We start from the raw sequence: 12,490 nt of genomic DNA, 5'->3' as shown, positions 1-12,490 counted from the left end.
CCACCGTAGCTTGTCGCCGTGGGGCATTCGGTCAGCACGGTGAGCGGCCATCAGCTCGACAGGTCGTCCAGGAGACCGTCGAGCACCAACTCCTCCTCGACGCGGCGGCCGGTGTGGTGCATCGTCGTCGTCAGAACGGGATCCCAACGAGCCTCGACCGGCGTCCCGGTGAGGGGACGGCCGACGTCACCGGCAGCGAGATAGGCCGCGGTGTCGAAGCGCCACGGTGTGAAGGGCACGCGATCGTGCAGCACGTTCGCGATGCGAATGCCGCCCCAGTCGAAGTCGCCGTGGTAGCGCAGCGTGCCGCGCGCGACGACGATCAGGCGGAGCAGGTGCATCACGGCGGTGCCGGGCTGGCCGCTCGTGCAGACCAGCGGCGGGCAGGAGGGCCCGAGGTGGTCGGCCGCGGCTGCCACGACAACCGGGTTCTCGCAGACGAAGACGTCCAGCGGGCCAAGGCGTGGAGGATCACGGACGAGCTGGCGCAGCGTGAGGTGCACCGGTTGGCCGAGCCACGCCTCCAGACCTGGGTGCCCGGTGAGACCCAGGGTGATGACCGTCGTCGACAGTTCATCGCGCATCAGGCCGACCGACGCCCAGACCTCGCGCCGCCACTCCGCTCCGCTTCCGTCCGGCAGACCCGAGAGAATGCGGGCGGCTCGCAGCGCGAGTGTCGCCAGTGGCCGGTCGTCGTCCAGCGCGTGGGCGTCACCCGTTGTGCGCGCAGCGAACCGGCCGATCGGCTCGCCCGGCGACGGCAGCTGTCGCATGACGACGTCCACCACGGCCAGCAGGCTGGCTGCGCCCTGCGGAGTCGGTGCGAGGCGTTTGACGAGGCCGCTGGCGCGCAACGACTGCGACCACTCGGCGAGGCGCGGGTCGGTCAGCTCCGCGAAGGCCTTGTCCCACAGGGCCTCCAGGTCGACGGCGTCCGGAAGCGGGCCGGTCAGTTCGAGCACCGCCGACCTGAGCCCGTCCGGGTGGGCACCGGATCGGCGCAGCACCTCGTCGACCGCGGGCAACGACACGCTCAACGTCCGGCCTGGGCGTGGCGCTCGGCCGAGCAGGCGACGCACGGCCTGGCGCTGGGACTCCGAAGCGTTCGAGAGGGTCACGGCGATGTCGAGCGGCTCGCCGCGTTCGAGACGTTTGCGCACACGCGTGACGAGCCAGGCCAGGTCGTCGCCACCGAGCAGACGGTGCAGTCTGGTCATCCGGCAGCCACTCTGATTCGGCGTTGACCGGTCCACTCCCACGGGGTCACCAGCACGGCCGGGATGTCGTCGGTCCGGGACAGCTGGGCGATCGCGAGGCCCGGCACCTCGGGATAGCAACCCCACTCGCGTTCACTGGTCATCACGACGTCCAGGTCGAACGCGGCCAGCAAACCCATGCACTTCGCCCGGGAGTCGTCGTCGACACCCGCGAACGCCTCGTCCAGCGTCACCAGCCGGGGCGCGTGCGGGTTGCCCGCGGAGGCGTAGTGCGAGGACGCCGCGGCGAACAGCGGCACGCTCGCGGTCAGCACCCGCTCGCCACCGGAAGCCGGTCCGATCGCGGTGCGCCACTGGCCGTTCTGGTGGCGCTGGATGACGAACCGGTGCCACCTGCGGTAGTCCAGCGCTTCGGTGAGGTGCTCCAGCCAGGTGCCAGAGGCGTTGCGGGACCGCACGTTCGCGATCTCCGCCTGCAGGAACTCACCGACGGCCGAGCGGTCCTCGTCGGACCACGCGTCGGAGGTCTGGCGCAGCAGGCGTTCCCTGGCGGTGGCCAGGCCGGTCGGGCCGTCCTCGACCGGCACCCACCTCAGTCGCAGCCGCATGCCGGTACTGGTCGGGCGGTCGTCCAGTTCGGCGTTCATCCGCGCCACCTGTTCGTCGGCGGCGAAGATCAGCTCCTGCAGGGTGCTGGCGACCTCGTTGACGAGGTGGTTCTCCAGGATCTCGCGCTCGCGCTCGTCCAGGATCCGGCCGCGGTCCGCCACCTCCACGCGCAGTGCGTCGGTGAGATCCGGTGTGCTCGTGGTGCGACCCTGGAACAGGACGTCGACCACGATGCCGTCGTCCAGCAACCTCGCCGTCGCCGAGTTCCCGTGCCGGGACAACGTGTCGGTCAACGTCTTCAGTTCGTCGTTGACCTTGCGCTGGACCCGTTCCCACACTTGGTCGTCGTCGGCCTGCTCCGCCAGTTCGCGGTCGATCGACCTCGCCAACCGCACGGTCGGATCGGGAGCCCACTGCGCCGCCGGGTCCGGGGTGGCGAGGTCGGGCAGCGCCACCCGGAGCAGTCCGGTCGTCGCGAAGCGCCGAAGAGACTCCGCTGCCTCGGCGCGGCTCGCGGTCGCTTCGTCCAGCTGCGTCCTGAGCGTGTCGAGCTGACCTTCGGCCTTGCCTCGGTTCGTGAGCGCGTCCGTACGGCGGCCGTCCGCGGCCTTGCGGTCGTCGCCGCACTGCCTCAGCGCGTCCGCCACCTCGGTGAGCCGGCGCTGCAACTCGGCCACGGCGGAACCGACGGTGGCCGCCAAGGTCTCGTGGTGCTCGGTGGCCGCTTCGCTCGCCAGGGCGGCTTCTGCCGCCTGCGCCTGGCGTGAGGCGTGGTCCTCGGACGCGGAGGCGAGTTCGCCGCGTGCGCGCTCGTCGTCACGGATCGCGTCGCTGTGGCGGCGCTGGGCGGGCCAGAGAGACGCGAGGGCGACGAGGTACCGGGCCAGGGCCTCCGACACCGCCTTCAGCTCACCGCGTGTGGCGGGCAGACCCACCTCGGCGGCCTCTTCGACGAGCCGATGTTCCGTCGCGTTGAAAGCGGTGTGGGCGTCGGCCCGCTTCTCCTCCGCGATGCGCCGGCGTTCGGCGAGACGGTGTTGTTCGCCGTCGATCGCGTGCACCGCCGCATGGGCCTTGCGCAACCCGGCGTCGTCCGGGCAGGCCGCGATCTCGCTGGCGAGGGTCGCGCGTCGTTCCCGCAGGGTGCTTTGCTCGGCCGCGAGCGCGGCCAGCTCGTCCTGCACGACGAGGAGTTCGGCGCGCAACTCGGCGAGCCTGGCGAGGCGGGCGGCCTCGCGAGCGCTCCGGCCGATGAACTCCGCCGCGGGTTTGTGCCACGCGCCTTCGAGCACCCCGGTGCGGAACCGCCCGGTGAGATCGACCCAGTTCTTCCCGCCGCCGACACCGATGGTGGCGAGGATGGCGGACACCCGCTCGTCCGCCCGCAACACCGACGTCAAATTCGCCGGTTCGACCTCGGCGGCGCGCAGGAAGACGTCCTCGGTGTCAGGAGAGACCAGCTCGCCGTCCGGGGTCACCCACGCGTCGAGCATCCCCGCGCCCTCCAGCGCGGCTTCGAGGCCCGCTCGCTCCTCGGTCGTGAGCTCCTCGGCGAAGTCGATCAGTTGCCACAGCGGCGTCCCCGGCCTGTCGTCGCGGCTCGCCCCGCGGGTGTGGGGGACCGGCGGCAGGCTGTTCTCCCCCGCTTCCAGCTTGGTGATCTCGTCGTCAAGGTCGGCAACGCGACGACGAGCGGTGGACTCACGTGTCCTCGTGTCCGCCTCGGCGTCCGCCAGTGCCGCGCTCGCGGTGTGCCCGGCAGCGTCCACCGCGGTCCTCACCGGGTTCGGACCGTCGAGGGTCTCGACCCACAGGTCCAGTTCGGAAGGCACCTCGGCACGCAGTTCGACGGTGGCCGCCAGATGACGGTGAGCCGCGGCGACCAGCGCCCGGCCCTGCTCCTGCACGGCTTCGGCGGCCTCGGAGCGGCGGTCGGCCAGGGCATCGGCCTCCGCGGCGAGTTCGTCCACCCGCAGTCGCGCCTGTTCGAGCTTCGTCCTCGCCTCTTCCACGGACGCGATCAGCCCGTCGACGTGCCGGACCGCCCGGTGCTGGCGTTCGGCCGCACGTTCCGCTTCGACGCGGTCGGTCAGCACCGCTTCGTCCAGCAGCGCCGCACGAGCGGCCTCGGTTGCCAGCGTGCGGCAACCTTCCAGCGCCTCCGCCGCCTCCTGCAGGACCGCGGCCGCGTCGCCGGCGAGTCTGGTGCGATAGCCGACTGTGTCCGCTGCCCTGGCCGCTTCCTCCGCCAGCCGACCGGCCTCACGCCTGAGCCGGTGCGCTTCCTGGGCGACGCGCTTCAGCTCCCGTGCGCTGCGCATCTCGGGACTCGCCCGCAGCGCCTCTTCGCGGGCCCGCAGCCGCGCCGCGTGTTGTTCGAGCTGGTCGAGCTGCTCCTCGGCCGCGTCGAGTGCTTGTTGCGCCTGCTCGTGTGCTTCCTGTGCGGCCGTCAGTTCGCGGTTGACGCGCTCGTAGTTGGACTGCGCGTTGCGCGGTTGTGCCGCACGCCGACGTGACGCCACACGGGCGTAGCGCCGGTAATGCCCCAGGAACGACTCCGCCGCGTCCCGCGCCTCCGTCATCGCCCTGAGGGCGTCGCGGTCCTCCTCCAGGCTGCGGAACGCCTCGGCGACGTCCGCGATGATCGCCTGGTCCAACGGCGGCAATGCTTCGGTCAGCGCGCTCGACAAAGCCTTCTCGTTGGGACGCTTGGACAACTGCGGTGCGCGGAGGTTGATCAGCAGGTCGACGAGCGCGGCGTAGCGCTGTTCCCCGAGCCCGAACAGCGCCTCGTCCACCGCCCGCCGGTACTCGCGTGCCCGGTCGTAGACCGTGCCGTGCTCGCCGAGGGCGTCGGCGAGCCGGTCACGCGCGAGCGCGGTGGTCGTGGCGTCGACCAGCGACAGGTCCTGCCCGATCCGTTGCGACGTCACGAAGAACCAGTGCCGCGCGATGCCACGGCCGGACACCGCCTTCAGGCCGCACCCGATCGTGCGGTACTCCGCAGTTCCGTCCTCGCTGACCCTGCCGAACTCGAGCCACGTGTAGCCCAGCCGCTCCGGATGCGGGTGCGCGCCGCCGAGCAGCAGGTTCCACTCCATCCGCTTCTTCGGGTCGGCGTCCGGTTCCACCCGGTGCGGCGACAGCTCGCCGTCCAGCAGGAACGGCAACATCAGCGCCAGCACCTTGGACTTGCCCGTGCCGTTGTTGCCTCGCAGCAACAGCCGTCCGTCGCGGAACCGGAACTCCTCATGGTCGTAGTAGAAGAGGTCGACCAGACCGGCGCGCAACGGCTGCCAGCGAGCACGGGCGGGAACGGGGAGCACGTCGGTCACCTCGTGGTGGTGATGGTCGGTTCGGCGAGCGCGTAGCGGGCGAGCGCCGGGCGGGCACGGACGTGGTCGGCGTCCCTCTGAACGAGACGCAGCGCTGTCAGGCGGGTGAGGGCCTGCTCGACCAGTTCGGTCTCGGCGCCGGGTTCGGTGGCGTTGCGCCTCCAGTACGAGCGGTGTTCCCGCGCCAGTTCGCGCACGCGGTCGTGGAGGTCGCTGATACGTGTCTCTCCCTGCGCGGCAAGGTATTCCGCGACCAGCAGGGTGACATGGCCCTCGGTGCCGCTCTCGGGCATGCGCACGTCGGTGAGGTCGTCGGCCGGATCGATCATCGCGATGCCTTCCGCCCGAACCTCGGCGACCAGTCCCGTGAGCTCGGCGACCTGGCGGGTGAGCGCGGCGCGCTGCCGGTTCAGGTAGGCGAGCTCGTCCTCGTCCAGCTCGTCGTAGTACAGGACCGGCTCGTCCAGCAGCTGCCGGGTCAGCCGGTGGCGGATCGCCCGGTTGCGCAGCTCGTCGGTGTCCGGCACGACCTCCACCGTGAGCTCGGCGAGATCCAGGGAGTCCATCGTGGACGGACCGCGCCTGGTCGCCAGCATGGTGGCCAGCACCCGGCGTTCCACGTCGTACAGCACGTCGCCGGTGTCGCGCACGAAGGCGTCCTCCTCACCCGCGACCTTGCTCAGCACCCCGAGATCGAGCAGCAGCCGGACCACGGCGACGAGGTCCGAGCGTTCCTCACGCCCGCTCAGCGTGAAGTCGACGCCCAGCTCCGGGTCCGCCGCGCCCATGACCACCTGCGCAGCGAGCCGGCCCAGCGTGATCTGCGCGTCGGCGCGTTCCAGCGTCGCGAGCGCCAGGCAGGTCAGCACGTAGCGGCGCCGGGTGAACGGCAGCTTCGAGCGCGTGTCCCTGGCCGGGTGGGTCGCGTCGTCCGTGGTCGCGGAGACCTTCACCAGGCGGGCCACCTCGCTGTCGACGACGAGCCGCCAGCCGGTGTTAAGGTCGAACCACGCCCGCAGCTCCGCCTCGTACTTGCGGACCAGCCGGTACTCGTCGGGCTGCGCGCCCGCGCGCAGCAACGGCCGCCGCAGCAACGCCCGCGCCGCCTTGCGCCGATCGTCGGCCGACGAGGCGCTCAGCGCGTCCGACAGTGACCGTGTCACGCCGACCACTCCTCGGACTCCGCGGCGGTCAGGTCGAGGATCTCGACGACGTGGTCCGGCCCGCGGAACGTGCCGTGCGGAGTGGAGATCTCCGCGGTGCCTTCGTCGAGCGAGGTCAACCTGATCTCCAACGTGCCGTCGGACGTCGTCGTCGAGACCTCTCCCTGACGTGGTCCGCGTGCCGCGAGCGCGTCCCCGAGCAGACCGAGGAACAGCCTGAACTCGGCCGGCTCCAGCGTGCCGACCTCGCTCAGCCTCATCGGCCGGCGCGTCACCAGCCGTGTGCGCGCCAGCTCGGTCTCCTCGGCCTGCCGCGCGGCCCGTTCCGCCAGGATCCGGCGCTGTTCGCTCCGATCGACGATCTTGTTCGGCTTGCCCCGCCGCTCGTAGCTGCCCGTCTTGCGCAACTGTGGGCTGATCATCAACGGCGGCGCGTCGAACCACGGCGTACTCGGCGCGACCGGCTGCTCATCCCTCTCGCCGAGCGTGTCCGCGTCGACCGTCAGGTGCCGCGCCGACGACAACCCGAAAGCCGCCCGCCACAACCGGTGCATCGTCGCCTCGTCCGGCGCCTGAGCGAACCACCGCGCCAGCGTGCGGAAGTCCGCGGACCGATCCGACCGCCCCGCCCGCCGTTCGTTGAGCGCCGACACCACCTGCAACAACGCCGGAATCGCGGCCCTCGCCCGCGCCCGCAGCAACTTGGCCTGACTCGGATGCTGCGGCTCGCTGACGAACCACTGGCGCAACCCGAGCCAGCGCTCCCGCCATAGTGCGAGCCCTCGTTCGAACTCCTCGTCGCGCCCCTGCTCCTCGCCGGGCGCCGCGTCCTCGGCCTCCCGCGCCGCCGCCATCACCAGCAGTCGCTCGGCTTCGCCGATCTCCGTGACGAGACCGGCGATCTCCGCACCCGTGGTCACCAGGTCCTTGATGAACCGCTCAAGGTAGTCGATCAGCTGGTCCTTGTACGCGCGGAACGCGTCGACGTCCACGTCGTGCAGGTCGATCGACCGCTGCAGCGACCCCATGAACGCCTGGGCGTTGTCCGCGAGGTCGGTGAACCTGCCGACGAGACCACGCAGCAACAGGTGCACCTTGGCCGGATCCGGCTCGTCCAGCCTGGCCAGCTCCAGCAGCGCGCGTAGCTGCGTGACGATGTCGGTGAGCGCGACGGCCTGGAGGGCGCCCCGCCTGCCGAGCGCCTCGTCGAACGTCTGCAGCGCCTGCTCAGCCGCCTCGCCCGCCGGTGTCAGCTGGTAGAGGAACCGGGCGCGGTGGAAGTCCTCGACCGTCGTGACGCGGCTGGTGTCCGGATCCGCGCGCAGGTTGCCCCAGTCCTTCAGCCTGCCGAGCGCGTCCGTGACCGCCGCGAGGTCCGCGTCCAGCGCCTCGTGCACGTCCTCGGGCCGCAGGTGCACGACGAACCGCCGCTTGGCACGCACGAACTCGCCCATCACGGCGCGGTAGAGCTCGGCGTTCGGCGTCGTCAGGTGCGCGAACGGCTGAAAGTCCGGCATGGCGCCCAGTGTGCCAGGAGGGTCGGACAGTTTCGGAGCCGAACGTCCGTCAGCCGCGCAGGTACGTCGTGAGCCGTTCGCTCGCCGGCGTGACGCTCGGGTAGGCGGGCCGCTCGAAGTGGGCGCGCTTGGTGCGTCGCAGGAGCGGCTCCCCGTCTCGTTCCCACGAGAAGCGGGGTTTGTTCAGCAGGTGCCGGAACACCTGGTCCGCCTTCGAGGGATCGCGGTCGGCCAGGCGCCGGAACACCGCCGGAGGGATGGAGTCGTCTTTCAGGTAGAGGCTCACCCGGTTGCGGTGCGTGCGGTCGCGGATGAGTGCGGGGTCGTCGAAGACCGCCTTGACCGTGGCGTACCCGTCGAGCAGGAGCAGGCCTTCGACCTCGTAATAGACGACACCCACGGACTTCGCGGCGCACAGGGCGTTGGACAGCTCGTACTCCGGGGCAGGAGCGTGGTTCGCTGCCCTCATCCTGGCGGTCTCCTGCGCTTTGGCGATGCGAAAGTCCCAGTACTCCGGCATCCGCTCCGCGTACTCCGCTCCGGTCATGACGACCTCGTCGGTGCCGAAGAACGAGAGGAAGTACTCGCGGTCTTCGCGCTGCAGCTTCCAGCCGAGTTCCAGTTTCTCCTTGTTGCGGAAGACGGACGCCTTGTCGGTCACGAACGAGCGCATGACCATTTCGTAGATCTCGCTCCGCCTCGACGCGGGCATCGGCCGGCACGCGCCGCTGAGCACCCACTCGTCGGTCACCGGCACGACCCGACCCGCCAGGAACGACCGCTCGGGCATCCGGTCGAACAGCGAGGCCCCCGTGTTGGAGCGGATCCGGTAGGTCAGGTCGTCGGACAGGTTCACCGCGACCAGCGCTTCCCCGTCGCGTTCCTCGATCTCGAAGATGCCTTCGACGACGTCCTGCCAGCCAAGCATCACCGCCCTGTCGTCCTCGGACAGTTCGGGATGAGCTCCGACGAAGTGCTCGACCACCGTGCGGCCGTCGTCGAGCTTGTGCTGCAACAGGAACCTGTCCGTGAGGGTTACGTCATCGAGATCGGTCCCGGCCCGGAATTCGGCGCGTGCGAGCGAACTCCCGCTCGAGACGGCCGGTCCGCCCGAACGTGACGAGCATGCGCTTCAGCTCGGCGGCACGGTCGAGCCGACTGGTGGTGGCGGGCATCGAATAACGGTGAGTGGCCGAATCGCCGTTGTCGGATCCACATGGTGCACGATCGACCCTCCCCCGCTCGGCCATCACCCCGTCACCTGACGGGCAGGAACCGCAGCGGCAGGTTCGGGTTCTCCAGATTTCGAACCCTCGCCAGGTCGAAAGCTGGCTTGACCAGCAACGCGACGCCGCCGACCAGCAGCAGGACGAACAACGCCTTGGCGAACCTGTGTTCGTAGGGCTGGTCGACGGCCTCCCACCTGGTACCGATGGCGGTCACCGGCTTCGGAACACCGATGTCTGCCTGAGTGAACTGCGAGTGGCTCATCGTCCACGTGAGCTTCTGGCCGGTTTCCGCGGTGATGTCGACACTGCAGCGCCATTGGGCACCCAGATAGCGCCAATCCTGGTTGCACGAGGTCGCCACACCGGTGCCTTCGGCCCGCCTCGGCCAGATGTCGGCGCGGGCGGTGATCAGCAGGCCGTGGGCGAAGTAGGCAGCCAGGAAGGCGAGCACGCCCGCGCCGACGTACCAACGGGCCTGGGCACGAAGGCGCCGCACCTCTGCCTTGACGGCTGGCCGTTTCGCGCGGCTGTTCTGCCACAACACACCGGAGCCCACGAGGCCGAGGGCGACGAGGGTGACAGCACCCATGGTGGGCCACGGTGCGGGGGTGAAGGATGCGCGAGCGGGAGCGAAGTGATGCGGGGCGAGGCGTTGCATGGGGACGGAGGTGTCGGCAGGGGTCAGCAGGGAGGAGTCGCTGGTGTAGCGGTACAGCACGCCTTGATCGGTGACGATCGCGGTACAGCTCCAGCGGGTCCCGAGGAGGAGCCAGTTGCGCTCGCAGTGGATGTCGTCGGCCTGTGCCACGGGGCTGCCCTTGGGACCGTGGTCTTCCCAGAAGAGCACGAGGAACACCGCGCCGTACGCGCACAGCGCGAGCCAGACGGCGGCGAGCCAGCGTTGGTGATGTCCTTTCACGACACCGGATTTCTGTTGCGGAACAGCCGGAACGTGATGACGACCCCGGCGGCCATGAGTCCGATCGCGCTGAGCACGACAGCGGCTTTGTCGGGCTCCCTGCGCTCGGCCAGACCCCACTCCAGGGTTGCCTGGGATGACCTGCCTGCCCGCACGTAGTTGGTGGTCATCGGTACCTGGTTGCCGATGTCGGACGGCGTCAGGATCGAGTTGTCGCTGTGGTACGGGTGATGTTTGCCGTCATTGGCCACGATCGTGGCCTCGCATGACCAGAGCAGACCGAACGCCCACCAGTTTCGCTTGCACGAGATGTCCTGCGCGTTGCCCTTCGGCTCACCGCCGGAGGACACCTCACCCCCGAAGGTGAGCAGTGCCGCTTGGGCGCCGTACAGCACAGCCAGCCAAGTCACGACAGCGAGGACGATCCGCCTCGTCATCGCTCTGCCCCAGGATCCTTGTGGCCGCCGTTTTCGGCCTTGTTCAGCTCTTTCGAGAGCTCCTTGGTGGGGTGGACCAGGTCGCCCCAGTTCGGGACCAGGTGGTTGATGTCGCGACTCGACACGGCGCGTACCCAGTTCTGTCCGTCGAGGAGGCCTTTGCTCAGCGGTGCGTCCACTCTGTCGGCCGCGCGGCCCAACTGGGTGGCAGGGTCTCCCATGTTCTTCTCTTTGGTGCTCAACGACGGCTGGTTCATGGTGTCGTAGAAGTCCTTGACCTTCTCCTTGCGCGCCGGACCGTTCTCCTTGACGCGTGCGGCCCAGTCGTCGACCTTCTGACTGGTGCGTTGCATGACGTCGTCGACCTTGTTCATCGCGTTGTCGACGCCGTCCTGGATGCGCTTGCTCGCGTTGGACAGGCCGTCGCCGATGTTCTCCACGGAGTCGGCCCTCGACACCTTGGTGGCGGAGTCGGAGGCGAGTTCGGCCGCGCGCTGGTTGCCGGAGCGGCTGTTCGGCATCTGCCTGCTCAGCGACGCCAGTTCGTCGGCCTGCTTGCGCATGGCGGCGCCCGCGCTCTTCGCCAATGAGCCGAGTTTGTCCAGTGCTTTGAACAACTTGGCGACGAATCGCGCGATCTTGGTCCCGATCTCGACGGCCTTGGTCACCGCGCGCGTGATGAAGGCGGCGATCGAGGCTCCCGCGGTCGGAACTGCCGAGGCGGCTGCGGGGATGCCCCACATCAGCAGGGTGCCCGCCAAGTCGGCGAGCAGGTCTCGGATCAGGGCACGGGTGGCGGCGACGACGGCACCCGCGACCTTGATCTTGTTTGCGGCCGACGCGGCAGCTTCGGAGGAGCCGCGAAGTTTCGCGACGAGCCTGCTGCATCGTGTGCGGTACGCGTCGGCGGCGTAGCCGGTCCAGTCGGCGAGCGTCTTCGCGTGCGACTCGTAGTGGTTGGCCTCGTTGGCCAGGCGCTTGGAGATGTTCTCCCACGTGGTGCCCGCCGCCTCGATCGCAGGCGGGTCGCCCATGAGCTTGTCGAACGCTTCGCGGACGAACCCGACGTTCTCGATGATCCAGCCCACTACCGACGACGCCAGCGAACCAAGAGGATCGGTGAGGAACCCGGCGACGTCCATTGCGAGGGCCGCGCCGTCGATGCCGAGCGCGATCGGGTCGATGGTCTTGCCTTCGGCGAACGGTTTGATCACGTCCTCCGCCGAGTCGAGCATGCCCGCGCCGGCGTAGTACTTCTGCTCGTTCTCCTTCTGTTTGACCAGTGGGTTGCTCATCGGTCCATTCCCTGCATGGCGGTGCGGTTGCCCTCTTCGACCTGCAGATAGGTCTCGGCGGTCGAACAGAGCTCGTCGCCGGTCGCTTCGAAGGCCTTGGGCAGGGCGGCGAGCAGGGCTTTCGCCTCGTCGAGCTCCTCGTTGAAGATCCATGACCAGCGCTGGCAAAGCTCGCCCATCACGTTCGGTCCCAGGCTGATCTGCGATGCGGACACCGCCTCTTGCAGGGACGGGGACACTCGGCCGACGAGCATCTTGCCATGGGTGGCGACGGTCTCGGCCTGGGTTTGGAAGCCGCCGCTCATCGCAGCACCGAGTTTCCGCCGAAGTCGTCGTCATCACCCTGCGGCGGCGCGGGGCGGCGTGGCGTCGGCTTCGGCTCCTCGACCGTGCCGGCCGGGTCGATCACGGCGATGCCCCGTTCGACCTGCTCGCGCAGGAACGCCATGCCTTCACCCTCGCCCAGCAGCGGGCGCATCGTGTCCTCGATCTTGCGGGCGGCCTCGACCTGGGCACGGCGGATGGTGTCCATGATCGTGCGGCCCAACGCGGTGTGGCCGAGGTCGTCGGCGCGCGGAGTGAGCTGGAGCGACTCGATGCGGCCGCCGGAACCCACCGTGACGATGACTGAGCCGTCCGGGCTCTGGGCCTGCGTGCGGGACTCCCGGAACGCCGTCTGGATGGCGTTCGCCTGTTCCTGGGCCTGCTGGAGTCGCTGCTCGAAGTCGGCGAGGTACTGGTGTGGATCGGTCACGATCGGATGATCCCA

10 protein-coding genes are annotated in these 12,490 nt (G+C 69.6%); all 10 read right to left on the bottom strand.

The annotated features are described in order from the left end of the window. Nucleotides 1–50: 50 nt before the first annotated feature. A complete protein-coding gene (locus tag V1227_RS21655) occupies nt 51–1,217 on the bottom strand; it encodes a TIGR02679 family protein (RefSeq protein ID WP_329787408.1) in 1,167 nt (388 codons plus the stop codon). Beyond that, entirely contained in the window at nt 1,214–5,161 is a 3,948-nt protein-coding gene (locus V1227_RS21650) for a TIGR02680 family protein (protein WP_329787407.1), read from the bottom strand. The genes V1227_RS21655 and V1227_RS21650 overlap by 4 nt, the downstream gene beginning before the upstream one ends. Continuing rightward, nucleotides 5,158–6,324, bottom strand: coding sequence for a TIGR02678 family protein (locus tag V1227_RS21645; RefSeq protein ID WP_329787406.1), 1,167 nt, complete (start codon nt 6,322–6,324; stop codon nt 5,158–5,160). The genes V1227_RS21650 and V1227_RS21645 overlap by 4 nt, the downstream gene beginning before the upstream one ends. Continuing rightward, nucleotides 6,321–7,841: a TIGR02677 family protein gene (locus V1227_RS21640; protein WP_329787405.1), complete on the bottom strand. Its 1,521-nt coding sequence runs from the start codon at nt 7,839–7,841 to the stop codon at nt 6,321–6,323. Before V1227_RS21640 ends, V1227_RS21645 begins: the two co-directional genes overlap by 4 nt. Before the next feature lie 49 nt (nt 7,842–7,890). After that, nucleotides 7,891–8,856 carry a hypothetical protein gene (locus V1227_RS21635; protein ID WP_329787404.1) on the bottom strand — a complete coding sequence of 322 codons (966 nt, stop codon included), beginning with the start codon at nt 8,854–8,856 and terminating at the stop codon, nt 7,891–7,893. Between the two features lie 242 nt (nt 8,857–9,098). Then, a complete protein-coding gene (locus V1227_RS21630) occupies nt 9,099–9,989 on the bottom strand; it encodes a DUF6346 domain-containing protein (protein WP_329787403.1) in 891 nt (296 codons plus the stop codon). Further along, nucleotides 9,986–10,426 (bottom strand): DUF6346 domain-containing protein, encoded by a 441-nt coding sequence (locus tag V1227_RS21625; protein ID WP_329787402.1) that lies wholly within the window; start codon nt 10,424–10,426, stop codon nt 9,986–9,988. The genes V1227_RS21630 and V1227_RS21625 overlap by 4 nt, the downstream gene beginning before the upstream one ends. Then, complete coding sequence (locus V1227_RS21620; RefSeq protein ID WP_329787401.1) at nt 10,423–11,721, bottom strand: WXG100 family type VII secretion target; 1,299 nt, start codon at nt 11,719–11,721, stop codon at nt 10,423–10,425. Before V1227_RS21620 ends, V1227_RS21625 begins: the two co-directional genes overlap by 4 nt. Further along, a complete protein-coding gene (locus V1227_RS21615; RefSeq protein WP_329787400.1) occupies nt 11,718–12,026 on the bottom strand; it encodes a hypothetical protein in 309 nt (102 codons plus the stop codon). Before V1227_RS21615 ends, V1227_RS21620 begins: the two co-directional genes overlap by 4 nt. Then, nucleotides 12,023–12,475 (bottom strand): YbaB/EbfC family nucleoid-associated protein, encoded by a 453-nt coding sequence (locus tag V1227_RS21610; protein ID WP_329787399.1) that lies wholly within the window; start codon nt 12,473–12,475, stop codon nt 12,023–12,025. Before V1227_RS21610 ends, V1227_RS21615 begins: the two co-directional genes overlap by 4 nt. Nucleotides 12,476–12,490: the final 15 nt, after the last annotated feature.

Source organism: Lentzea sp. DG1S-22, assembly GCF_036321065.1.
GTDB classification, from domain to species: domain Bacteria; phylum Actinomycetota; class Actinomycetes; order Mycobacteriales; family Pseudonocardiaceae; genus Lentzea; species Lentzea jiangxiensis.
This window is presented reverse-complemented; position numbering and strand designations above follow the sequence as displayed.

Coding starts and splice junctions, on each gene's coding strand:
- V1227_RS21655 (WP_329787408.1), bottom strand. CDS start 1,217: ATGACCAGACTGCACCGTCTGCTCGGTGGCGACGACCTGGCCTGGCTC.
- V1227_RS21640 (WP_329787405.1), bottom strand. CDS start 7,841: ATGCCGGACTTTCAGCCGTTCGCGCACCTGACGACGCCGAACGCCGAG.
- V1227_RS21625 (WP_329787402.1), bottom strand. CDS start 10,426: ATGACGAGGCGGATCGTCCTCGCTGTCGTGACTTGGCTGGCTGTGCTG.
- V1227_RS21620 (WP_329787401.1), bottom strand. CDS start 11,721: ATGAGCAACCCACTGGTCAAACAGAAGGAGAACGAGCAGAAGTACTAC.
- V1227_RS21615 (WP_329787400.1), bottom strand. CDS start 12,026: ATGAGCGGCGGCTTCCAAACCCAGGCCGAGACCGTCGCCACCCATGGC.